Here is a 23,654-nt window from a genome sequence, read left to right as displayed (position 1 = left end):
GCTTCCTATTGTAGCCGTAATATGACAGGCCGCGTCAGGCCACCGGCGGCGCATCCGCCGGCGCGGCGGCCGGCCGGGGTTGCGGACGCGGCCGTTGCAGGCACAGCCGGAACACGGTTCCATCCGGCGCCGGTTCGACGCGGATCGTGCCGCCCAGGCGCTCCACGCCTTTCTTCACGATCGCGAGGCCGATGCCCGTGCCCTGGTACTGGTCTTCGCCGTGCAGGCGCTCGAACACGTCGAACACGCGCTCGCGCTTGTCTTCCGGAATGCCGATGCCGTTGTCCGCGATGCGCACCCAGGCCGCGTCGGCGTCGACGCGGGCATCGATGCGCACGTGCGGCGTCACGTCCGGGGCGACGAACTTGATCGAGTTGCCGATCAGGTTCTCGAATACCTGCACGAGGACCGCTTCGTTGCCGAGCACCGTGGGCAGCGGGGAGGCGGCCTCGATGCGGGCGCCGGCCGCCGCGATCTGCATCTCCATGTCGCCCAGCGCGAGCTGCACGACACGGTCCAGTTCGACGGGTTGCAGGCGCAGCTCGGCGCGCGCCAGCTGGCTGTAGGCGAGCAGGTCCGTCACGAGCCGGTCCATGTGCTGGCTGACGGCGAGGATGCGGCGCAGGAACCGTTCGCCCTTCGCACTCAGCGTGGCCGCCTCGTCTTCCAGCAGCGCGGCCGCGTAGCCCTGCACGTTGCGCAGCGGCGCGCGCAGGTCGTGCGCGATCGTGTGGGCGAAGGCGCGCAACTCGATATTGGCCTCCGCCAGCTGCTCCGTGCGGTCCTGGATGCGGTGTTCGAGCAACAGGTTGGCGTCGCCGAGTTCGCGCTGGGCGCGCTTCAGCGCCGTCACGTCCAGCATGCTCATCACGGCGCCGCGCACCTCGCCATCGACGAGGAGCGGCTGGCAGTTGAGCTGCCACGCGCGCATCCGCTCCGGGTGCGCGGAGCTGCTGCCGGTAATCGGAATGCCCGTCACGGCCTGCTTTTCGCGCAGCGCCGCCCGCAGCGCGGCGGCCAGTGCGTCGTCGTCGCTGCGCGAGCCGGCGATGCGGAATACCGTCGTCAGCAACTGGCCGCGCGCTTGCGCCTCTTCGCAGCCGAGCAATTGTTCCGCCACCCGGTTCATGAACCGCACGCGGCCGAACACGTCGACGGCGATCACGGCTTCGCCGATGCTGCGCAGGGTCGCGTCGAGATTGGCCCGCTGGTCGGCAAGAAAGTCGGCGTCGCGGCGCGCCATCGCCCGGACGAAGAACAGCAGCGCGACCGACAGCACGGACACGGCGCCGGCGGCCGCGATCGTGCGTGCGCGGTCGGTGCCCGCGGCCGCGTCGCGCAGCACGAGCAGCCGCTCTTCCTCGGCCAGCAACGCGGCGATGCGCAGGGCGATCGCCTGGCGCAAGGCCCGCTCGTCGTCCTTGCTGGGATAGGCCATGGCGCGCTCCATGCCGGTGCGCAGGTTGCGCACGTACTCGTCCAGCAGCCGGCGCAGGTCGGCCAGTGTACGCTGCTGGGTCGGATTGTCGCTGGTCAGTTGTGTCAGCGTTTGGAGTGCGTGCGGCAGGGCGGTCAGGCGCTCCTGGAATTCCGCATCGTCGCGCCGGCTGTATTCGAGCCGCAGCGATTTCTGCAGCGCATCGGCCTCGTTGATCAGGCTTTGCGTGCCCTGCACGTGCTGCAGCACTTCGCGCGTGTGGTTGACCCAGCGCCAGGACGCAGCCGTGCGCTGGATGCCGACGGCAAGCGTGGAGATGCCTGCGAGCAGTACAGCTATGCTGATGGCTGCTGCGATATTGACGTACCGATGTGTCCTGTGGATGAGCATTGTGTCGGCGCCGGGCTTCATGTTTAACTATTCTACCCATGTGGGGGGCGATTGCGGGCTCGACGACGTGTGTCCCCTGTGATTCGGGACGGCCATCCCCATCTGCCCCGCATGCGAACCCTGCTGCGCAGCCTCCTCATCGCCGTCCTCCTGCTCGCCGCCGAGGGCATCCTGCGCCCGTGGGTGGACGACGTCGTCTACGCGATCCGGCTCGGCTCCCTGCCGGCGCCGGCGGCGTTGCCGGTGCCCGTGGCCGGCGTGAAGGCGGCGCAACTGGCCGATACGTGGGGCGGCGCGCGCAGCGGCGGGCGCAGGCACGAGGGCATCGACATCTTCGCGCAGCGGGGCACGCCCGTGCTGTCGAGCACGGAAGGCATCGTGCTGCGCGTGGGGACCAACCGGCTGGGCGGGCAGGTCGTCTGGGTGCTGGGACCCCCGGCGGCCAGCGCCACTACTATGCGCACCTGGACCGCTACGGCGACGTGCGCGCGGGCATGCGCGTGCGGATGGGCAGCATCCTCGGCTATGTTGGCAATACCGGCAACGCCGCGACCACGCCGCCGCACTTGCATTACGGCATCTATACGGCGGGCGGAGCCATCAATCCCTATCCGCTGCTGAAGGCTGGATCGGCATAGTCCTACACGCGCACGGCTGTTCGATGACGGGGGACGCGCACGCACTACAATCAGGTATACAACCGAGGTAAACCTGAGTTTCAAGCCATGGATATTGCAGCTGGCACCATCGTCGATCTTGCGCGCGCCGACCGGCGCAGCGCGGGCGAACCATTGCGCAGCGACACTGTGCTGTGGCGCTATCTCGACGCGGCCAAGCTGTTCGATTTCTTCGAGAATTCCACGCTGTTCTTTTGCCGTGCCGACCATTTCAGCGACAAGTTCGAAGGCGCGTTCACGCCGTCGCTGCGCGCCCAGATCAGCGAAGCGCACGCGCGCGGCGAGATCGACTACGACTACGAGCAGTTCAAGCGGCGCATGCGCGAATCCGTCTTCATCAACTGCTGGCACCGCAACCAGGACGACAGCGCGGCCATGTGGGCGTTATATGGCAAGTCGGAATGCGCGGTGGCGCTGACGACGACGGTCGGCCAGCTCGCGGACACGGTGGAACACATCGCCGAGCACAAGATCTCGATCGCCCGCGTGGAATACGTGAAGCACTGGAGCGACCCGAAGCTGGACGTCTCGCCGGACTACACGCGCATCTTCGCCTACAAGACCAAGGCCTACGAATACGAAAAGGAGGTGCGCGTGATCATCGATCGCACCCGCGATGCGTCCGCACCGGACCTGCGCCAGCCCGGCATCGTCGTGCCCATCGACGCCGACCGCCTGCTGCGCACCATCGTGATCGCGCCGGACGCGCCGCCGTGGTTCGAAAACCTCGTGCGCCAGTCGGCGCAGCGCTACGGCATCCGCGCACCCGTGCGGCGCTCGAAGCTGGCGACCGACCCGATCTGACCCCGAAGTCGAGACTTCGGGGTCAGAGCCCGGTTTTAGGCAACATCTCTCAGGCAAGCGAGATTGCGGGCGAAAAAAAGCCGGGCACGCGGCCCGGCTTGAAATGACGGCCTGGGTCTCAGGCCGCGCGGTGAGAGGCGTTTGCGTCATTGGCGGCCGACGCGTGCTTGACGCTGTCGCCGCCGGCGCCCATGCCGTCGTCGTGGTGGAACGGCGCGAACCACGTGGCGAGGAACGATGGGATCGTGGCGATCATGACCGCGACGAAGTAGCTGACGTAGCCCAGGTATTCCTGCAGCATGCCGCTGAGCGAGCCCGTGACCATCATGCACAGTCCCATCAGGCCCGTGCCGAACGCATAGTGCGTCGTCGTGTACTTGCCCGGCGCGAGCTGCTGCATCAGGTAGATCATGTAGCCGACCGAGCCGAAACCGTAGAAGAATTTTTCCACGATGACGCCGGCCGCGATCGTCCACGGATCCGAGGGCAGCGCCATGGCCATCGCGAGGAAGGTCAGGTTCGGGATGTTGACGGCGCAGCACAGGATGAACAGCGTGCGCTTCAGGCCGCGCTTCGCGACGAACATGCCGCCCAGCAGCGAGCCGGCGAGCACCGCGATCAGGCCCCACGTGCCGTAGATGATGCCCAGGCTCTCGTTGGAGAGACCGAGACCGCCCTTCGCGGCCGAATCGACCATGAAGAAGGGGCCGATTTTTTCCAGCATGCCGATGCTGAAGCGGAACAGGAACGCGAAGGCGATCATCTTCCACACGTCGCGCTTCTGGAAGAACGTGACGAACGAATCCAGCAGGATGACGGCGGCGCCGCGCACGTTCGTCGGCGTGTTTTCCGCGCGCGCGCCCTCGGGCATCACGCGCGCATGCCAGGCGGCCATCACGAGGACGAGGCCGGCGACGATGAAGAAGATCACGCGCCACGCGTCCATCCAGTCTGGCCCGAAGACCTTCGGATCGTGGTGGAACACCTCCGTGTGCAGGCGCCCGCTCAGGTAGACGAGGAAGCCGGAAGCGACGATCGGCCCGACGTTCCACGACAGGCTCTGCACGCCGCAGTACAGCGCCTGCGTGCGCGTGTCGAGCGACGTCACGTAGACGCCGTCGCTGGCGATGTCCTGCGTCGCGCCGATGAACGACATCAGGACGAACAGCGACAGCATCACCACCATCCAGTTGGGCAGGCTCATCGCCAGCCCGGCGCCGGCGAAGCCCAGCGCGATCAGCACCTGCATCAGCAGCACGAAGAATTTCTTCGTCCGGTACATCTCGACGAACGGCGCGAACAGCGGCTTTGCCGTGTAGGCGAAGATCAGCAGGCTCGAATACGCGGCGGCGCGCGTATTGTCCATGCCGATGTTCTTGAACATGATGGCGGTGACGCTCGTCAGCATGATGTAGCCCATCGCCATCGTGAAGTACCCGGTGGGTACCCACAGCAACGGGTGGCTGATGCGGTCAGGTGTGCGCATGATGGGCCGCCGTGACGGAGTCGATCGGGGCGCGCTGGGACGCAGCGCGGGCGTCGACCAGCTGCTGGTCCAGCATCGCGGCGGCGCCGGCCAGGGCGGGGTAGGGCGCGTGGATCACGTACACCGGGATCTGCCTGCAGAAGTCGGTGAAGCGGCCCTTGTTCTCGAAGCGGGCGCGGAACGACGACTTCGCGAAGAACTCGCCCAGGCGCGGCACGACGCCGCCGCCGATGTAGATGCCGCCGCGCGCGCACAGGGTCACGGCCACGTTCGCGGCCATCGTGCCCAGCGCGCCGCAGAAGACGTCCAGCACTTCCGCGCACAGTGCATCGCCCGCCAGGCCGCGCTCGACGACCTGCGCCGGTTCGAGCGCTGCGCCCGCGACGCCGTCGATGGCGCACAGCGCCTCGTGGATGGTGGCGAGACCCGGGCCCGAGATCAGGCGCTCGGCCGACACGTGGTCCCATTTCGTCCAGCAGTAGGCGAGGATCGCCTGTTCGCGCGCGTTCGACGGCGAGAACGCGACGTGGCCGCCTTCGCTGGGCAGCACCTTCCAGCGGCCGGCGTCGGGAATCACGCCGCCGACGCCGAGGCCGGTACCGGCGCCCACGAGGCCGATCACGGCGTCCGGGCTCACGCGGGTGCCGCCGACCTGTTCGAGGTCCGCGTCCGCCAGGCTGGGCACCGACATCGACAGCGCGGCGAAGTCGTTCACGACGAGCAGCGTGTCGAGGCCGAGGTCGCGGCGCGCGGCGTCGATCGAGAACTGCCAGTGGTGATTCGTCATCTTGATGAAATCGCCCTCGACCGGATTCGCGATCGCGATCACGGCATGGCGCAGTTCACGGGCGGCGCCGGGATGGCCGGCCAGGTAGGCACGCACGGCATCCGTGAACGTGGCGTGGGCGGCGCAGGCCAGCGTCGCGATTTCCTCGATGCGGCCGGGGCCGCGCTGCAGCGCGAAGCGGGCGTTCGTCCCGCCGATGTCGGCGAGCAGGCGGGCGCCGCCGAAAAGCACATCATCCATGGTATCCCTCATGTCTTCCTCGGTCTCCTGTTTTTCTCACCTCACCCCCGTGGGGGTCAGGCTGCGCGCAATGCGGCGCGCTGACCGGCGATGAAGTCGCGGTACCACAGCGCGCTCGCTTTCGGGATGCGCTGCTGCGTCGCGTAGTCGACATACACGATGCCGAACCGCTTCTCGTAGCCGGAATTCCATTCAAAATTGTCCATCAGGCTCCACAGGAAGTAGCCGCGCACGTCCACGCCCGCGTCCATCGCGGCCTTCAGGGCCTCGAGGTGGGTGCGGACGTATTCCACGCGCTGGGTGTCGTTGACCTGGCCGTCGGCGCCGACGCTGTCGACCGCGGCCATGCCGTTTTCCGTAATGTACACCGGCGGCAGGTCCGGGTACTCCAGTTTCAGCTGCACGAGCAGGTCCGTGAGGCCCTGCGGGTAGATTTCCCAGCCCATGTCGGTGAAGCCCAGGCCACCTTCCGGCTTGCGCGGCGGGACTTCCGCGCTCATGACTTCGCGGCGGTAGTAGTTCACGCCCAGGAAGTCGAGCGGCTGGGCGATGATGTCGAAGTCGCCCGCATGCACGACCGGCGCGTTCGCGCCATGCGCTTCCAGCGACAGGGCGGGATAGCGGCGCTTGAAGATCGGGTCCATGAACCACTCGATCGAATTGGCCCATTCCAGTGCGGCCAGGCGGCGGTCGGCTTCCGTGTCCGTGGCCGGTTCCGCGGTCCACTGGTTCAGCACGATGCCGAGCTGGCAGGTGGGATTCACCGCGCGCATTGCCTGCATGGCCAGGCCGTGCGACAGCAGCAGGTGGTGCGACACCTGGATCGCCTGTTTTTTATCCGCGACGCCCGGCGCGAACTGGCCGTTGCCGTAGCCGAGGTTCGCCGTGCACCACGGCTCGTTGTGCGTGGCGATGCTGGCCACGCGGTTGCCGAAGCGGCGCGCCACTTCGGCCGCGTAGTCGGCGAAGCGGTGCGCGGTGTCGCGCGACATCCAGCCGCCGTCGTCCTGCAGGCCCTGCGGCAGGTCCCAGTGGTACAGCGTGATGTGCGCGACGATGCCTTTTTCGTCCAGCGCGTCCAGCAGGCGCGTGTAGAAATCGAAGCCCGGTTCATTCCATGCGCCCTTGCCGGTCGGCTGCACGCGCGCCCACGCCATCGAGAAGCGGTAGGCGTTCACGCCCAGCGACGCCATCATCGCCACGTCGTCGCGGTAGCGGTTGTAGTGGTCGCACGCGACGTCGCCGTTGCTGCCGTCGATGATGTTGGCCGGATCGTGCGAGAACGTATCCCAGATCGAAGGGCCCTTGCCGTCGGCGTCAAAGGCGCCTTCGATCTGGAAGGCGCTGGTGGCGACGCCCCACGTGAAGTTGGAAGGAAAACGGATGGAGTCGGTCATGGCGCGTTGTAGTCGTTATGAGAATGAACTTGGAATTCGCTTGAAATCGATTTCATCGTACATGCGTCATCGGCAGGGTGTCAACACCATTTTTTCCTTCCAAGCATCAATGCCACATGTCAAACGGGCATGTCTGGTGTATATTCACGAGCTTCGCGGCAGCCGCCGTGTATAGATGCAGGCCGAAACGCATGAAAAAGGATTCCAGCAGTTCGCCGATGGTCACGGTCCACGAGGTCGCCCGTGTGGCGGGCGTGTCCGCGGCAACCGTCTCGCGCTTCCTGAACGGCACCGCCAAGGTGTCGGAGGAAAAGCGCCAGGCCATCGAAAGCGTCATCGAAAAGCTCAATTACAAGCCCAACGTGCTGGCCCAGAACCTCAAGACGGGCAGTTCGCGCACGATCGGCGTCCTGACGCAGTCGCTCGTGTCGGGCTACTTCGCCGACGCCATGGCCGGCATCGACGAGGCCCTGCAGGGCACGGGCTACGCGCCGCTGATCGTGTCCGGCCACTGGCATGCGGACGAGGAGGCCGAGCGCATCGAGCTCCTGATCGCGCGCCGCGTCGACGGCCTCGTCATCCTGAGCGGTAAATTGAAGGATGCGCAGATCCTGAAACTGTCGCAGCGCGTGCCCATCGTCGCCTTCGGCCGCGACCTGAGTTCGCCGCGCGCGTACGGTTTCTGCCTGGATAACTATTGGGGCGCGTGCGAGGCGGTGAGCTATCTGCTCGACCAGGGCCACCGTAACATCGCGTTCATCACCGGCCCGTCCGACCACCAGGATGCGCTGGCCCGCCTGGCCGGCTACCGCGACACGCTGGCGAAGCACGGCATCAAGGAACAGCAGCAGCTGATCGTCGGCGGCGACTTCCAGGAATCGAGTGGCCTGCTGGCCGTCGAGCGCCTGCTGGAATCGGGCCAGCGCTTTTCCGCGATCTTCTGCGCGAACGACCTGACCGCGTACGGCGCCCGGCTGGCGCTGTACCGGCGTGGCATCCGCGTGCCGGAGGACATTTCCGTGATCGGCTTCGACGATCTGCACAGCTCGATGTACACGACGCCGCCGCTGACGACCGTGCGCCAGCCGCTGTTCGACGTCGGCAAATGCCTGGGCCGCGCGATCGTCAAGATGATCGGGCACGAGATGCTCGACATCGAGGTGCCGCAGCTGAACCTCGTCGTGCGCGAGTCCGTCAAGCGCGTCGACTGAACACCGGGGTCAGAGCCCGATTTTGGGAAATTTCCAAAATCGGGGCTCTGACCCCGGTTTTACGCCGCGAAGCCGCCGTCGACCGCCAGGTCCGACCCCGTGACGAAGCTCGCTTCCGGGCTCGCCAGCCACGCGACCATCGCCGCGACTTCTTCCGGCCGGCCATGGCGCGGCAGGGCCATGAAGCCGTGCAGCGACTTGCCGAAATCCGTGTCGGCCGGATTCATGTCCGTGTCGACCGGCCCCGGCAGCACGTTGTTGACGGTGATGCCGCGCGGCCCCAGGTCGCGCGCCAGGCCTTTTGCGAGGCCGGTGAGGGCCGACTTGCTCATCGCGTAGACCGCGCCGCCGGCGAACGGCATGCGCAGCGCGTTCGTGCTGCCGATGTTGATGATGCGGCCGCCATCCGGGAGGTGGCGCACCGCGGCCTGCGCCGCGGCGAACACGGCGCGCACGTTCACGGCGACGGTCTTGTCGAAGTCGGCGAGCGGGAATTCCGTCACGTGGCCGCCGAGAAAGACGCCCGCGTTGTTGACGACGATGTCCAGCCGCCCGAATTTCGCGGCGGCCGTGTCGATGGCGGCGGCGAGCGCCTCCGCATCGGCCACGTCGGCGCGCAGGGCGAGGGCGCGGCCGCCCGCGGCTTCGATGCGTCCGGCCAGCGCCTGCGCGGCGGCGTCCGACGACTGGTACGTGAAGGCGACCGCCGCGCCGTCGCGGGCGAGACGCTCCACGATGGCCGCGCCGATGCCGCGCGATCCGCCGGTGACGAAGGCGACTTTGTCGTTCAGGTTCGTGTTTGCCATGATGCTCTCCATTCGGTTGGGGTGGTTGATGTCTGCAGTATCATTCCAACTCCCGGTTCAAACTAGCCGGTCAAAAAGCACAAGACTTTCAACCCTTAGTTAAAGGTCGGCCATGGAGCATCTGGATTCCTTCATCTACAGCGCCGAGGACGGCGGCTTTTCGGCGGCTGCGCGGCGCCTCGGGCTCACGCCGGCCGGCGTCAGCAAGAACGTGGCCCGGCTCGAGGCGAACCTGGGCGTGCGCCTGTTCCGGCGCAGCACGCGCAAGCTGAGTCTGACGGAGGAGGGCGAGCAGTTGCTGCGCGAGGTGGCCGAGCCCTGGCACCGCATCCAGGACGCGATGGCCGTCGTGCGCCAGGGCGCCAACCGCGCCGCGGGGCCGTTGAAGGTGGCGATGGCGCCGGCCGTCGGACGCATGCATTTCGTGCCGATGCTGGCGGAATTCCGCCGCCGCTATCCCGATGTGCTGCCCGACCTGCACTTCGATAACCGCCAGGTCGACCTGATCGCGGAAGGGTTCGACGTCGCGATCGGCGGCGGTGTCGAGCTGCCGCAGGGCGTCGTCGCGCGCGAACTGGCGCGGGTGCGCATCGTGCTCGCGGCGTCGCCCGACTACCTGGCCCGGCGCGGCACGCCCGCGCACCCGGACGACCTGGCCGCGCACGACGGCATCGCGCGCCGCTCGATCCGCACGGGCCGGCTGCAGGTACTCACGCTGCGCGACGCCTCGGGCCGCGTGGCGCCTTACGATCCGCGCCCGGTGGCCGTGCTGGACGATCCGGAGGCGATGGCGCATGCGGCCGCCGCCGGTCTCGGCATCGCGCTGTTACCCGCGCCGCACGCGGGGCCGCTGCTGGCGGACGGGCGCCTCGTGCGGATTCTCCCGGACTGGTACGCGGAGACGGGCCCGCTGTTCCTCTACTATTCGAACCGGCGGCTGCTGCCTGCCAAGACGCGCGTGTTCGTCGAGTTCGTCGTCGAGCGTTTTCGGGAGCAGGGGCTGGCGGCGCACTTCGCGGGCTGAGGGCTGTCACGGAACTGACATCTGGCCTTAATACAATGTACGATTGCCAATCACCAGCAACCCGACAGAAAGACCGACCGCATGAGACCGTCCTGGCTGAAGACTTCGCTCACCCTGATCACCTGTTGCGCGCTTTGGCTGCCCGCATTGGCCCCCGCGGCGGGTGCCGACAGGCCGGCCGCATCCGGCCAGGGCGCCGCGCAGGCGCAGCCGCCGAAGCTGGTCGTCGTGATGGTCATCGACGGCCTGCCGGCCGAGCAGGTCCAGCGCTACCGCAACCAATTCGGCCCCGGCGGCCTGCGCCGGCTGCTGGAGCAGGGCGCGTCGTTCACGGATGCGCACCAGGCGCACGGGATCACGGTGACGGCCATCGGCCACTCGGCCGTGCTGACGGGCGCGTACCCGTACCGGCACGGCATCATCGGCAACAACTGGATCGATTCGAACGGCAAGCAGGTCTATTGCACCGAGGACACCCGTTACCACTACATCGACGAAGAGACGGACCCGCACGACGGCACGTCGCCCGCGAACCTGCGCGTGGACACGCTCGGCGACCAGTTGCGCTACGCCACCGGCAACCGCAGCAAGGTCGTGACCGTCTCCGGCAAGGACCGCGGCGCGATCCTGCTCGCGGGCAAGACGGGCACCGCATACATGTACATGGACAAGACGGGTGACTTTGCCAGCAGCACCTATTACATGGACAAGCATCCGGCCTGGGTCGAACGCTTCCGCGCGTCGAAACCGCAGGACCGCTACTATGCGAAGTCGTGGAAGCCGCTGCTGGACGACAAGGCCTACGCGGACGACGCCCCGTACCCGGAAGCGACGACGTCCAACCCGAACCGTTTTCCTTTCATGTTTTACAGCGAGAGCGGCAAGCCGGCCGCCGACTATTACGGCCGCTTGAAGGTAAGCCCGGCCGTGGATGAACTGACCCTCGAGTTCGCGGAGGCCGCCGTCGACGGCGAGCAGCTGGGCCGCAATCCGACCGGCGCGCCGGACCTGCTGGGCGTGAGTCTCTCCGGCCACGATTACGTGAATCACGCGTACGGCCCGGAAAGCCGCATGTCGCACGACCACCTGCAGCGGATCGACCGCAAGATCGGCGAATTCTTCGCGTTCCTCGACAAGCGCGTCGGCCTGGACAACGTCCTCGTCGTGCTGACGGCCGACCACGGCTGCGCCAACACGGCCGAGTTCGCGCGCACGCAGCATGCGGACGCCCTGCGCGTGAATCCGAAGACCCTGCTCGAAAACCTGAACGCCGCGCTGGCCGAGCGCTTCGACGGCGCGAAGCTCGTCAAGACATCGCTGCTGCCCGACGTGCGCCTGGACGACGAGGCGATCGCGCGCCGCGGCCTTGTCCGTGCCGACGTGGAAAACGCCGCCGCCAGGTTCCTGCTGACGCAGCCGGGCATCTCGGAAGTCTTCACGCGCACGCAGCTGGAGCAGGGCGTCGCCGCGAAATCGCGCCTCGGCACGCTGATGCAGCGGGCGTGGAACAGCCAGCTGTCCGGCGACCTGCTGGTCGTGACGACGCCGTACACGATCTTCGGCAGCGGTTCGTCGGGCGCGAGCCATGGCACGCCGTGGCAGTACGACACGTCGGTGCCCCTGCTGGTCATGGGCAAACGGTGGATCCGGCCGGGCGAACAGCCAGGTTATGCGGAAGTCGTCGACATCGCCCCGACGCTGGCGCAGATCCTGCATGTACGCCGTCCGGCGGGCGCGGAAGGGCGCGTGCTGAAGGAGGCGCTGCGTTGATGGCGTTCCCTGAAGACGTAACGGGAGACGCGGGAGCGTCGGGGGCCGCTATACTGCCGTCAACGCCACTCAATGCGAGCCCTTCCATGTACGCAGCAGTCGACCTCGGCTCAAACTCCTTCCGCCTGCACATCGGCGAGCCCATCGCGGGCCAGATCCACATCGTGCGCACGGCGCGCGACCCGATCCGCCTCGCGGCCGGCCTCGGCCCGGACAATGCGCTGTCGGAGGCTGCGGTCGAGACGGCGCTGCGCACCCTGCGCGACTTCAGCGGCATCCTGCGCCAGTTCCGGCTGGACGCGGTGCGCGTCGTCGCGACCAACACGATGCGCGTGGCCACCAATGCGGAGGCCGTGCTGCCGCGCCTGGAAGAGGCGATCGGCTATCCGATCGAGATCATCTCCGGCGAGGAAGAAGGGCGCCTGATCTACATGGGCGTCGCACGTGCGTTGGGCCGGCGCACCGGGCGGCGGCTCGTGATCGACATCGGCGGCGGCTCGACGGAAGTCATCGCGGCGGATGGCGACGACATCCGCATCGTCGAGTCGTTCACCACCGGCACGCATCCGCAGAGCGCCACGTATTTCCGCGGTGGCCACATCAGCGCGGACGCGTTCGAAACGGCCGTCAACGCGGCGCGTGCCCAGTTCGAAGACCTGGCCGGCCAGTACCGCCAGCATGGCTGGGATGCGGTCTACGGCTCGTCGGGCACGATGCGCGCGATCAGCGAGGTCATCTCGCGCAACCGGATCGGCGACGGCACGATGTCGCTGGCGAGCCTCTTCGCGCTGCGCGACAGGCTCATCGAGCTTGGCCACGTCGACGCGTTCGACCTGCCGGGCGTGAAACGCGAGCGCGTGATCGTGATGACGGGCGGCCTGTCGATCCTGATCGGCGTGATGCAGGAACTGGGGGTAGCCGCCATGACAGCGATTAACGCCGGCCTGCGCCTCGGGGTGCTGTCCGACCTGGAACTGCGCGCCAACCGCCACGACCGCCGCGACCTGGCCATCCAGGACTGCATGCGCCGCTTCGGCGTCGACGCGCAGCGCGCCGCGCGCACGGCGGCCATCGCGAAGACCCTGTTCGACAAGCTGGCGCCGCAGGACGAAGCCGTCGTCCACCACCTGCTGCGCAGCGCCATGCTGCACGAGGTGGGACAGGCCGTCTCGCACACGGGCGCGCACAAGCATGCGGCCTACATCGTCGAACACGCCGACCTGCCCGGTTTCACGGCGCGCGAGCAGCGGCTGATGAGCCTCATCGTGCTGGGCCAGAAGGGCAACCTGCGCAAGGTGAGGGAGGTATTGGGCGTCCCCGACCTGGCCAAGGCGGTGCTCGCATTGCGCCTGGCCGCCGTGTTCATGCACGCGCGCGTGGATGGCGACGTGGACGCCGTCCGCCTGCGCATGAAGGGCCGCATCGACATCGAGACGCCGCGCGGCTGGCTGCGCCAGCACCCGACGGTCGCCGCCTGGTTCGAGAAAGAGGCGGACGCGTGGAACGACGTGGGCGTGCCGTTCAGCGTGACCACGTGATCCGCCGCACGTTCGGCGCGCCGCCCGCCGCCTGACCGCGCTTGCAATCCCGGGTGCGGAAGCGATACTGGAAGTCCGATCATCGACTTTCAGGGAGAGGATCATGAACGAGCAAGCCAACATCAGCCTGATCAAGCAGGCGTACGACGCGTACGGCAGGGGCGACATCCCAACGCTGCTCGGCCTGGCTGCGCAGGACATCGACTGGGAGCTGCCCGAAGTGGAAGGCATTCCGTTCAGCGGCAAACGCCATGGCGTGAGCGAGATGGCCGACTTCTTCCGCATCCTGGCCGAGTGCCAGGAACCGCGCGAATTCCAGCCGGACCGCTTCATCGCCCAGGATGACCAGGTGGTCGTGCAGGGCCACGGCACGTTCGTCGTCAAGGCCACCGGCGCCGAGTTCAGCGGCGACTGGTGCCATATCTTCCGCGTCGCCGGCGGCAAGATCGCCAGCTTCAAGGAATACGACGATACCCACCAGGCCGCGCAGGCCTACCAGCCGCGGGGTGCCGGCGCGGGCATCACCGCGGCGCAGCCGTTCTGTTCATTAACGCTCTGCTATCATGGGGGACATGAACCCCGTCCCCCTCGCGGGCCGCCACGTGCGGCTCGAACCTTTTGACGAGACGCTCCGCGCACCCGTGCGCGGCGCGCTCGATTGCGACCCCGACGCATGGCAGCTGTTCGCGATCAACGGGCATGGCGACGGCTTCGACGGCTTCTGGGACAGTCTCAACGCACAGGTGGCGCAGGGCGGCTGGATCGCCTACGCCATCCGCGCCGTCGCGAGCGGCGCCGTCGTCGGCACCACCAGCTTCCTGAACATCAAGCCCTCGCGCCAGACCGTGGAAATCGGCGGCACGTTCATCCACCCGGACGTGCGCTCCACGGCCGTCAACGCGGAAGCGAAATACCTGATGCTGGCGCACGCGTTCGGGAGCGGCATGCGCCGCGTCGAGCTGCTGACGGATGCACGCAACGTGCGCAGCCAGGCCGCCATCGCGAAACTGGGCGCCGTGCGCGAAGGCGTGCTGCGGCGCGAACGGGTCACGTGGACCGGGCACGTGCGCGACAGCGTGCTGTTCGCGATCACCGACCTCGACTGGCCGGACGTCCGGGCGGGCCTGGAGCGGCGCCTGGGCGTCAGCCAGGCCTCACACGGGTGCCATGGCGCCGGAACGCCCCCGGCGTGCAGCCGTATTCTTCCTTGAACAGCTTGTTGAAGTACGAGACGTTCGCATAACCAACCGAAAATGCAATGTCCGCGATGGGCGTGCCGGCCTGCTCGGTCAGCAGCCGCGCCGCTTCCGTCAGCCGCAATTGATTGACGTAGGCCGTGAAGGTCATGCCGAGCTCCGACTTCAGGATCTCGTTGATCTTTTCGCGGTCCGCGCCGATGCGCGCGGTCACCGTGCCCATGTCCAGGTCGGGGTTCATGTAATGGGTGCCGATGTAGTGCAGGATGGCAGCCTGTTCCTTGTCCCTGAACGGTTCCAGGGTCAGCTGCCGGTAGGCGACGAATTGCCTGTCGTTTTTCAGTTGCGACTGCAGGCTGGCGACGAGTGCCCGCGAGTGTCCCCGCAAGAACCAGACGGCGAACGCGCCCCAGCCGATCACCGAGATGACCGCCAGCGCGACACCGTAGCGCTCGTCGTGGCCGTGCAGCGTGAATTCGCTGATCTCGACCCTGGAATCGGTGTCGCGCGGGCTCTTCTGGGTGACGCCGAATACGAATCTGCCGACCTGCCCAAGATCGTAGGACTGGCGCGCCGGGTCGACCTTCGACGTCTGGAACCACCACGGCGGAATCGTCAGGCGGGTCAGGTCCAGCGACACCGGCGTGCCCTGCTCGCTGCAGGAGAAGTAGGTTTGTGGCGACGGGTAGGTATGAAACAGGCCCGGCGTCGAGATGGCCGGGTCGAACGCGGACAGGCTGAACAGCAGTGAATTGGCGGGCGCGCATCTGGCGACGAACGTGACGGTGGTGTACTTCGACAAGTCGGCCGGCCCCGCCTTGGCCTGGCCATCGTCCAGCAGCATTTCGGCCGCCACGTAGGGATAACTGGCGGCGGGCGTGACCCGGAAGTCGAAGCGCAGCGCAGCGCGGCCCGGTTCCAGGATGCGAATGGTCGACGTGCCGCCCAGGAAGGCGTCCGTGATGACGTCCGGGCGCCAGTGCACGTCGCTTCGTTCCCTGGGAATGAGCCTGGCGGACGGGTGGCTTTGGCGGATGCAGAACCAGGCGACCAGCGCATTGGCCACCAGGACGAGGATGAGCGCAACCAGCGCTTTCTTGTAGAACTCTTGCATGGGCCTATGTAGTGATTCCCCGCGCGGGGGAATCATTTTATACGCGTCACTGCGCCCAGCTCAGCGACTGCGCATCCAGCGACACCTCGTAGTAGCCGCGGCGATCCCAGGCCAGGGGCTTGCCGTTCTGCGACAGCGTGCCGCCGTTCACCACGACGCGCAGCTTGCGGCCCGTCGGGAAGTTGGCCGGCAGCGTCCAGCGCCACGTGGTCACGCCGGCACTGGCCGTGGGCGTGGCTGCCTGCAGCAACTGCTGGCCGCGCCAGTAGGCGCCGATGTTGACCACGCTGTCGATCCATACCGTGCCCAGCGCCTTGGCGTGGGCCATGTTGCCGGTGACCGCGCCGATGTCCACGCCGCCGCCCCAGTCCTGCGTGGTGGGCAGCAGCGTGTGGAACAGATAGATCATCCAGCGGCCCTGGCTCGCGGCGGCGTCGAATTTGGACGTGTCGCTGGGGAACTCGGCGAGCGGCAGGTTCTGCGCGTCGCTGCCCGTGCCGGCTGCCACCATGCCCGGCCACACGCCGCGCGAGACGAGGAAGCGCGATGCGGCCGCGGCCTTGTAGTCCGTGTCGCCGAACGGGTAGGCGGACGTCCAGACGGCGGACTGCCCGAGCTTCGTGCGGATGTAGACGCCGGTGTCGTCGAACTCGGCCCCGGCGCTGCCCAGGCTTGCCGGGCAGGTTTTGGGATCGTTGTCGGTCAGTTCCGCGGCCCGGCAGTGGTGCGTCGTGTGGTTGCCGATTTCCGAACCCTGCGCGACCGCGTCCTTCCACGTGGCGTCGTAGTTGGGATACCAGTTGGCGACCGGATTGACGTAATAGGTGACGCGGACGCGCTGCGCCCTCAGGTCCGGATAGTGATCGATCTGCGACGGCTGCGAGTCGTCGAAGGTATAGGACAGGGCGGCCTTGAAGCCGGCCCAGTCGAGCACGCGCAGCCCGGGCTGGCCCGTGGTGTCGCCAGGGCGGGCCACGTCGCTCGCCGCGAGCGGCAGCGGCAGGCCCGCCGCGCCGCCGTCGTTCCAGGGAAGCACTTGTACCTTCAGCGGGGCCTGGCTGGTGCGCTGGCCATCGCTGACCTGCACGCTGAGGTCGTAGTCGTTGTGGCCATCGGCGTCGCCGGGCTGCGCGGTGTCCGGCGCCTGCCGGAACGACAGGGCGCCGGTCGCGGGATCGATCTTGAAGCGCGCCGCGTCGCCGCCGGCGAGGGACCACGTGGCGGTACGCCCGCCGGCGACGGTCGCCGTCGGGATAAGGAACGTCGCAGTCAGGCCTTCGTGGACGCCCAGGCTGGCCGGCACCGACAGGACGGGGGCGGCCGCGGCCGCGCCGCCGGCGCCCGCCTGGACGTCGGGACCGTTGACGGCACTGCCGCCCGCACTGCCGCCCGCACTGCTGCCTCCGCTGCAGGCTGAAAGAAACGCCACCAGCAGGGCAGGGATGGCGGCCTGGATGTTGTACTTCCTGTTCAAGATGGACTCCTCCAATCGTTATTGTCGACCCCGATCGTAGGCATCCGCCCGATGGCGCTCTAACGCTTATTGCGGAAATTTCCATCGTGTGCAGAAATTTATAAGAATGTCTGCAGATTGTTTTAGTGCCCGGAAGGCGTTTTCAGCCGGCTTGCGAGCCTTCTGAATTCCCTGGGGGAACAACCATATTCTTCCTTGAACAGCTTGTTGAAATACGAGCCATTGGCATAGCCGACCGAATACGCGACCTCCGCCACGGTCGCGCCGGCTGCGTCGGTCAGCAACCTGGCTGCTTCGGTCAGCCTCAGCTTCTTCAGATAGCCGGGGAATGTCATGCCGAGTTCGGTCTTCAGCACATCATTGACCTTGCCGCGGGCCGCGCCCGTGCCTGCGGCGACGGCGTCCAGGTCCAGTCCGACCTGCGCGTAATGGGTGGCGATGAAGCGCAGGATGTCGGCCTTTTCCTTGTCCTCGAACCGTTCGACGGTCAGCTGGCGATACGCCGCGAAGGACCGGTCGTTCCTGAGCCGGGATATCACCTTCGCACCGAGGGCGCGGGACTGCGCCCGGTAGAAGCCGATGCCGAAGGCGCTCCAGCCGATCAGCAGGATCACGGCCAGTGCGACGAGGTAGCGGTCGTCGCGGCCATGCAGCGTGAGACCGCTGATCTCGACATGCGAATCGAGCTCACGCGGGCTGTACTGGCTCGCGCCGAATTCGAGTTTTACCACCCGATCCAGCCGGTAGGAGCGGCGCGCAAGGTCGACATGTTGGGCGTCGTACCACCACTCCGGAATGGCCAGGCGGGTAAGGTCCAGCGAGACCGGCATGCCCTTTTCGTTGCAGGAAAAGAAAGTCATGGCGGGCTTGGCGACACCTTCGTCAACCACGGTGACGTTGAGGATCAGCGAATTGGCGGGCGTGCATTTCGCAAGGAAGGTCACCGTCGAGTACGCCGACAGATCCGCCGTCCCATCGAACTGCAGCGCCGCCCACGCCCAGGGATGCGGGATGGCGTCCGATACCTTGAAGTCGAACCGGAGCGATTGCCGCGTGGCCTCCTGGATGCGTAACGTCGACGCGCCGCCGAACGGGGCGTCATCGATGGCGGCGGCGTGCCAGCGGGGCGCCGTGCGATCCCGCGGCAGGAGCGACGCGGATGGCGCGCTGCGATGGATGCAGAAACCCGCGATCAGCGCGTCGGCGGCCAGCAGCAGCACGAACGCGCCGAGGGCCTTCCTGTAAAAGTGCTGCATGTCAGCGCTGCGCGAAAAACGCCGACGGCGAACAGCCGAACGTCTTCCGGAACATGTGCGAAAAGGCCGACTGGCTCGTATAGCCCAGTTCCTCGGCCACGCGGGACAGCGGCATCCCGCGCGCGATCAGCGGCGCCGCGTGCGCGAGGCGAACCTGCTGGCGCCATTCGGTGAAACTCATGCCCAGTTCCCGCTCGAACAGCCGCGCCAGCGTGCGTTCCGATGCGCCCACCTGGCGCGCCCAGTCGGCCAGCGTGTGGGTGGCGCCGGGTTCATCGAGCAGGCGTTCGCACAGGCTTTGCAGCCGCTTGTCGCGCGGCAGCGGCACGCGGATCGGCAGCGCGGGCGAGCGCGCCAGCTCGTCCAGCATCAGTTCCGACAGCATCGTCGCGCGCGGCGACGGTTCCAGCTGCGGCAGTTGTTCCAGTGCGAGGATCAGTTCGCGTAGCAAGGCCGACACTTCCAGCACGCGGCATGGATCAAAGGGGAAGGGCGAGCGCGCGGCGTGGATGCGCACGGGACGCAGGCGCACGGGTTCGAGCACGGTGACCTCGTGCACGACGCCGGGCGCCGTCCAGATCGCGCGCGACGGCGGCACGATCCAGCTGCTGCCGGCGGCCGTCAGGCGGATCACGCCTTCGCGCGCATAGGTCAGCTGGCCGAACGTGTGCGTGTGCGGCGCAACATTGTCCAGCGCCACCAGGTCGCGCGCCGTCAGGGTGACGGGCCGCGCCGGCGTGGGATCGAAGCAGTCGGGGAACGGCTGCGTATGGTGGACGACGGGGATGCTCACGGATGTCCGATTCTCGATAGAAGTTGTCCTGCTATCGTAATTCAGCCGTGGTCCATTTGCCTACACTGGCGTTTTCCCCTGGAGTAAATATGTCACAAGACAGCACCCTGCGCGCCGACGCGCGCGTGATCGCCCTGGTGGGGCTCGCCCACGGCACGTCGCACTTCTACCACCTGATCCTGGCCGCGCTGTTTCCCTGGCTGAAGCCCGCGTTCGGCCTCAGCTATGCGGAACTGGGCCTGCTGCTGACGGCGTTCTTCGTCGTGTCGGGCGTCGGCCAGGCGCTGGCCGGCTTCGTCGTCGACAAGGTCGGCGCCCGCAGCGTGCTGTTCTTCGGCATGACGATGCTGGGCGTCTCGGCCCTCGTGCTGTCCGTCGCCGGCAGCTATGCGGCGCTGATGGCGGGCGCGCTGCTGGCCGGCGTCGGCAACAGCATTTTTCATCCGGCCGACTACACGCTGCTGAACCAGCGCGTCTCGCGCGCCCGGCTCGCGCACGGCTTTTCCGTGCACGGCATCAGCGGCAACATCGGCTGGGCCGCGGCGCCGCTGTTCATGACGACCGTCGCCGCGTTCTCCAGCTGGCGCATGGCGCTCGCGTCGGCGGCGAGCCTGCCGTTCCTGGTGCTGGCGATCCTGATGCTGAATCGCGCACACCTGCGGCCCGAACCGAAACCGGTCGCCGCACCGGTCGCCGCCGGCGGAGAAGGGACGCTGTCGTTCCTGCGCCTGCGTGCCGTGTGGATGTGCTTCGCGTTCTTCTTCCTGACGGCCGTGGCGCTGGGCGGCATCCAGGCCTTTGCGTCGATCGGCCTGATGCAGCTGTATGGCATCTCGCGCGAGCTGGCGACGGGGTCGTACACGGCCTACATGCTGGCGTCGGCGGGCGGGATGCTGCTGGGCGGTTTCGTCGGGGCAGGCCGGCAGGACCACGACCGCACGGTGGCCATCGCCTTTGCCGTGGCCGCCGCGCTGGCGCTGCTGCTGGGCGTGGCCGTCGTGCCGGGCTGGCTCGCGTTGCCGCTGATGGCGCTGGTCGGCTTCTTCTCGGGCATCGCGGGACCGTCGCGCGACCTGATGATCCGCGCGGCGGCGCCGAAGAATGCGACGGGGCGGGTGTATGGGATCGTGTATTCGGGGCTCGATGCGGGGCTGTCCGTGGGGCCGGCGCTGTTCGGGCTCGTGATGGATGCGGGGCATCCGGGCTGGCTGTTCGCGGGGATCGCGTTGTTCCAGTCGCTGGCGATCGTCACGGCGGTGGGCGTGGGCGGCGGGACGCGGAGCGGCAGGTTGCAGAACGCGCCGCTAGCGTAACTTGCCCACGATATCCGGCCCCACGGCCAGCCTGACGAACGGCGCGGGATCGTCTTCCCCTTTGCTGGCGATCCAGAACACGCTGGCCTTGCGGATCTTCCAGTCCTGCGCGGTCCCGGCAAAGATCAGCGACGCCACCTGGCCGAGCAGCGGCTGGTGCCCGATTACGACGACGGGATTCTTGTTGTCCGGCCAGCCGGCCGCTTCCAGGATGCGCTCCGCCGACGAATCCGTGTTCAGCGCTTCCACGGTGATGAACTTGCGGCCCAGCGCCTGCGCCGTCTGCACGCAGCGCGCGGCGGGGCTGGACAGGATGCGGCAGTGCGACGGCAACTGGCGGTCGAGCCACGCGCCCACGCGCGACGCGTGGCGCGCACCCTTGGCCGTCAGCTCGCGCAACTGATCGCCCTGGCGGTCGGGCACGTGCGGCTCAGCCTCGGCGTGGCGCCACAGGATCAGTTCCATGGTCGTTCTCCTTGTTATGTCCGTGGGCGGTGCTTTGCGCGCCCAGCGTCTCCATCAGGAATTGCTGGGCGCTGAAGGCCGCCTGGCTGCCGCGGGCCTTGCGGCGCTTGTAGCGGCCGTCGCTGCCCAGTTCCCAGGCATTCACGTTGTCCTTCAAATAGACTTGCAGGCCCTCGCGCAGCACGCGCTTCTTGAGCGCCGGCGAGCGGACGGGGAAAGCCACCTCGACCCGGCGGAACAGGTTGCGGTTCATCCAGTCCGCGCTGCCCAGGTAGATGTCGTTCTTGAGATTATTGCGGAAGTAGTAGACGCGCGTGTGTTCGAGGAAGCGGCCGACGATCGAGCGCACGCGGATGTTCTCCGACAGCCCCGGCACGCCGGGCCGCAGCGAGCACGCGCCGCGCACGATCAGGTCGATGCGCACGCCGTCCGCGGACGCTTCGTACAGGGCGCGGATCACGGATTCGTCGGTCAGCGAATTCATCTTGGCGATGATGCGCGCCGGCTTGCCTTCGCGCGCGATCGCCGCTTCCTGGCGGATCGCCTTGACGATTTCCTTCTGCAGCGTGAACGGCGCCAGCCACATCGCCGACAGCTGCGTGGGCCGCGTCATGCTCGTGAGGTGGATGAACACCTCGTTGACGTCCGCCGTGAGCTCCTCGTCCGACGTGAGCAGGCCGAAGTCCGTGTAGAAGCGCGCCGTCGTCGGGTTGTAGTTGCCCGTGCCGAGGTGGGCGTAGCGGCGCAGGCCGTCCGGTTCGCGGCGCAGCACGAGCGCCATCTTCGCGTGCGTCTTGAGGCCGACGACGCCGTACACGACCTGGGCGCCGGCTTCTTCCAGCCGCTCGGCCCAGTTGATGTTCGCCTCTTCGTCGAAGCGCGCCATCAGTTCGACGATGACGGTGACTTCCTTGCCGCGCAGCGCCGCGTTGATCAGCGAATCCATCAGCTCGGAGTTCGAGCCGGCGCGGTAGATCGTCTGCTTGATCGCGACCACGTTCGGATCGGCCGCGGCGCAGCGCACGAATTCGATCACGGGCTGGAACGACTGGTACGGATGGTGCAGCAGGACGTCCTGCTTGCGCAGCACGGAGAAGGTGTCGTGCGCGTTCACGAGCTTGGCCGGGAAGCCCGGCGCATACGGCGTGAACTTGAGGTCCGGACGGGCGTTGCTGTTGGCGATTTCCAGCAGGCGGCCCATGTTGACGGGGCCGTCCACCGTGAACAGGCGCGAGCGGTCGATCGAGAACTGGTCGAGCAGGAAGTCGGCCAGGTGCTTCGGGCAGCCGCGCGCGACTTCCAGGCGCACGGCGAAACCGTAGTTGCGGCTATGGAGTTCGCTTTGCAGCGCCTGGCGCAGGTTTTTCACTTCTTCCTCGTCCACCCACAGGTCGCTGTTGCGGGTGACGCGGAACTGCGAGTACGACACCACCTCGCGTCCCGTGAACAGGTCCGCCATGTGGGCCTGGATCACGGACGTGAGCAGGCAGTAGGACGCGCCAGGCTTGTCGGACAGTTCGTCCGGCAGGCGGATCAGGCGCGGCAGCACGCGCGGCGCCTTCATGATCGCGATGCCGGTGCCGCGTCCGAACGCATCCTTGCCGGCCAGTTCGATGATGAAGTTCAGGCTCTTGTTGATCACGCGCGGGAACGGGTGCGCGGGGTCGAGGCCGACCGGCGTGAGCAGCGGGCGCACCTCCTTGTCGAAGTACTGCTTGACCCACGCCTTCTGCGCCGCGTTGCGGTCCGAGCGGCGCAGCAGGTGGATGCCGTTCGCGGACAGCTGCGGCAGGATCTGGTCGTTCAGCAGCGCGTACTGGCGCGCGATGATCTGGCGGCATTCGTCGGCGGCGCCGTCCAGGTCGGCCTGGCCGGGCTCCGGGCCGCCGTGCGCCTGGTGCTGGGCGAGCAGGCTGGCGACGCGGACCTCGAAGAATTCGTCCAGGTTGCTGGAGACGATCGTCAGGAAGCGCAGGCGTTCGAGCAGCGGGACGGACGGATCTTCCGCGTTTTCGAGCACGCGGCGATTGAATTCGAGCAGCGACAGTTCGCGGTTGAGGAACAGGTGTGGGCTATCGGGCGGAAGCGCGGCAAGTGCCTCGTCCGTTTTTAACTTCATATCCATTTTTCGGGAATATTTCACTCGTGACAACGGAGTGTAGAAGCCGATTATGACAACATTGTGACAGAGAACGCTCGGCAGCGTCGTCCCGTCACAATGGTTAGAGTGGGCGGGCTTGCACGCGTTTCAGATTCTTACGCAACGAAATCCACTCCGCTGTCCAATTCGGGCCTGAAGGAGCCGAGGCGGGCTTGAAGATGCCCGCGCCGTTTGAGCAGATCGCGAATTCTTATCTGCCGCCTTCACCGTTCTGACGCACACACGCTCGGACGGTCATGACCTTGCGTAGCTACAAGTTGTCTGCGGTTACTCAATGGAAGTCGCACTTGTTATGTCACGATAACGAGCTGTCG

Annotated in this window: 19 protein-coding genes and 1 pseudogene; 9 read left to right on the top strand and 11 right to left on the bottom strand. The window is 67.2% G+C overall.

Annotated elements, in window-relative coordinates; translation table 11 throughout:
• Positions 1–34: 34 nt before the first annotated feature.
• Positions 35–1,849 (bottom strand): sensor histidine kinase, encoded by a 1,815-nt coding sequence (locus tag ACL58G_RS23760; RefSeq protein WP_440963381.1) that lies wholly within the window; start codon positions 1,847–1,849, stop codon positions 35–37.
• Between the two features lie 90 nt (positions 1,850–1,939).
• Here ACL58G_RS23760 and ACL58G_RS23755 point away from each other — a divergent pair.
• Positions 1,940–2,466 (top strand): annotated as a pseudogene (locus ACL58G_RS23755) (M23 family metallopeptidase).
• 87 nt (positions 2,467–2,553) lie between these two features.
• The gene (locus tag ACL58G_RS23750; RefSeq protein WP_413388112.1) at positions 2,554–3,309 is read left to right on the top strand and encodes a hypothetical protein; all 756 of its coding nucleotides are present in this window, start codon (positions 2,554–2,556) and stop codon (positions 3,307–3,309) included.
• 118 nt (positions 3,310–3,427) lie between these two features.
• Here ACL58G_RS23750 and ACL58G_RS23745 read toward each other — a convergent pair whose 3' ends face one another.
• From ACL58G_RS23745 to ACL58G_RS23735, 3 genes are read right to left on the bottom strand one after another with little or no spacing between them, the layout of a single operon-like run.
• Positions 3,428–4,795 (bottom strand): MFS transporter, encoded by a 1,368-nt coding sequence (locus tag ACL58G_RS23745; protein WP_413342793.1) that lies wholly within the window; start codon positions 4,793–4,795, stop codon positions 3,428–3,430.
• Positions 4,782–5,834, bottom strand: a complete 1,053-nt coding sequence (locus ACL58G_RS23740) for a glucokinase (protein ID WP_413388113.1) — start codon at positions 5,832–5,834, stop codon at positions 4,782–4,784. The genes ACL58G_RS23745 and ACL58G_RS23740 overlap by 14 nt, the downstream gene beginning before the upstream one ends.
• A gap of 44 nt (positions 5,835–5,878) precedes the next feature.
• Positions 5,879–7,219 carry a GH1 family beta-glucosidase gene (locus tag ACL58G_RS23735; protein ID WP_440963380.1) on the bottom strand — a complete coding sequence of 447 codons (1,341 nt, stop codon included), beginning with the start codon at positions 7,217–7,219 and terminating at the stop codon, positions 5,879–5,881.
• Positions 7,220–7,410: 191 nt separating this feature from the next.
• Here ACL58G_RS23735 and ACL58G_RS23730 point away from each other — a divergent pair, with 191 nt between their 5' ends.
• The gene (locus ACL58G_RS23730) at positions 7,411–8,430 is read left to right on the top strand and encodes a LacI family DNA-binding transcriptional regulator (RefSeq protein WP_413342787.1); all 1,020 of its coding nucleotides are present in this window, start codon (positions 7,411–7,413) and stop codon (positions 8,428–8,430) included.
• Positions 8,431–8,489: 59 nt separating this feature from the next.
• Here ACL58G_RS23730 and ACL58G_RS23725 read toward each other — a convergent pair whose 3' ends face one another.
• Positions 8,490–9,236 (bottom strand): SDR family oxidoreductase, encoded by a 747-nt coding sequence (locus ACL58G_RS23725; RefSeq protein WP_440963379.1) that lies wholly within the window; start codon positions 9,234–9,236, stop codon positions 8,490–8,492.
• A gap of 112 nt (positions 9,237–9,348) precedes the next feature.
• Between ACL58G_RS23725 and ACL58G_RS23720 the strand changes: the two genes are divergently transcribed.
• From ACL58G_RS23720 to ACL58G_RS23700, 5 genes are all read left to right on the top strand, one after another.
• Complete coding sequence (locus tag ACL58G_RS23720) at positions 9,349–10,260, top strand: LysR family transcriptional regulator (protein WP_440963378.1); 912 nt, start codon at positions 9,349–9,351, stop codon at positions 10,258–10,260.
• A gap of 81 nt (positions 10,261–10,341) precedes the next feature.
• Complete coding sequence (locus tag ACL58G_RS23715) at positions 10,342–12,030, top strand: alkaline phosphatase family protein (protein ID WP_440963377.1); 1,689 nt, start codon at positions 10,342–10,344, stop codon at positions 12,028–12,030.
• A gap of 86 nt (positions 12,031–12,116) precedes the next feature.
• Complete coding sequence (locus tag ACL58G_RS23710; protein WP_440963376.1) at positions 12,117–13,568, top strand: Ppx/GppA phosphatase family protein; 1,452 nt, start codon at positions 12,117–12,119, stop codon at positions 13,566–13,568.
• A gap of 103 nt (positions 13,569–13,671) precedes the next feature.
• Positions 13,672–14,190 (top strand): nuclear transport factor 2 family protein, encoded by a 519-nt coding sequence (locus ACL58G_RS23705; RefSeq protein ID WP_440963375.1) that lies wholly within the window; start codon positions 13,672–13,674, stop codon positions 14,188–14,190.
• Positions 14,141–14,779 carry a GNAT family N-acetyltransferase gene (locus ACL58G_RS23700; protein ID WP_440963374.1) on the top strand — a complete coding sequence of 213 codons (639 nt, stop codon included), beginning with the start codon at positions 14,141–14,143 and terminating at the stop codon, positions 14,777–14,779. Before ACL58G_RS23705 ends, ACL58G_RS23700 begins: the two co-directional genes overlap by 50 nt.
• Here ACL58G_RS23700 and ACL58G_RS23695 read toward each other — a convergent pair.
• The 4 genes from ACL58G_RS23695 to ACL58G_RS23680 all read right to left on the bottom strand — a co-directional run bounded on the left by ACL58G_RS23695 (position 14,712) and on the right by ACL58G_RS23680 (position 19,401).
• Positions 14,712–15,878 carry a helix-turn-helix domain-containing protein gene (locus tag ACL58G_RS23695; protein WP_440963373.1) on the bottom strand — a complete coding sequence of 389 codons (1,167 nt, stop codon included), beginning with the start codon at positions 15,876–15,878 and terminating at the stop codon, positions 14,712–14,714. The two genes, ACL58G_RS23700 and ACL58G_RS23695, sit on opposite strands and share 68 nt — an antisense overlap.
• Positions 15,879–15,924: 46 nt before the next feature.
• The gene (locus tag ACL58G_RS23690) at positions 15,925–17,352 is read right to left on the bottom strand and encodes a polysaccharide deacetylase family protein (protein ID WP_440963372.1); all 1,428 of its coding nucleotides are present in this window, start codon (positions 17,350–17,352) and stop codon (positions 15,925–15,927) included.
• Positions 17,353–17,474: 122 nt separating this feature from the next.
• The gene (locus ACL58G_RS23685) at positions 17,475–18,608 is read right to left on the bottom strand and encodes a helix-turn-helix domain-containing protein (RefSeq protein WP_440963371.1); all 1,134 of its coding nucleotides are present in this window, start codon (positions 18,606–18,608) and stop codon (positions 17,475–17,477) included.
• Between the two features lies 1 nt (position 18,609).
• Positions 18,610–19,401 carry an AraC family transcriptional regulator gene (locus ACL58G_RS23680; RefSeq protein WP_413388123.1) on the bottom strand — a complete coding sequence of 264 codons (792 nt, stop codon included), beginning with the start codon at positions 19,399–19,401 and terminating at the stop codon, positions 18,610–18,612.
• Between the two features lie 89 nt (positions 19,402–19,490).
• Between ACL58G_RS23680 and ACL58G_RS23675 the strand changes: the two genes are divergently transcribed.
• Positions 19,491–20,714 (top strand): MFS transporter, encoded by a 1,224-nt coding sequence (locus ACL58G_RS23675; protein ID WP_440963370.1) that lies wholly within the window; start codon positions 19,491–19,493, stop codon positions 20,712–20,714.
• On the opposite strand, the gene ACL58G_RS23670 is transcribed toward ACL58G_RS23675, so the two are convergent.
• Together ACL58G_RS23670 and ppk1 are read right to left on the bottom strand one after the other, a co-directional pair.
• Entirely contained in the window at positions 20,706–21,179 is a 474-nt protein-coding gene (locus tag ACL58G_RS23670; protein WP_413388125.1) for a SixA phosphatase family protein, read from the bottom strand. The genes ACL58G_RS23675 and ACL58G_RS23670 overlap by 9 nt on opposite strands.
• The gene (gene ppk1, locus ACL58G_RS23665) at positions 21,145–23,304 is read right to left on the bottom strand and encodes a polyphosphate kinase 1 (RefSeq protein WP_413388126.1); all 2,160 of its coding nucleotides are present in this window, start codon (positions 23,302–23,304) and stop codon (positions 21,145–21,147) included. Before ppk1 ends, ACL58G_RS23670 begins: the two co-directional genes overlap by 35 nt.
• Positions 23,305–23,654 lie beyond the last annotated feature (350 nt).

Source organism: Massilia sp. GER05, assembly GCF_052056005.1.
GTDB lineage: Bacteria > Pseudomonadota > Gammaproteobacteria > Burkholderiales > Burkholderiaceae_D > Telluria > Telluria orientalis.
This window is presented reverse-complemented; position numbering and strand designations above follow the sequence as displayed.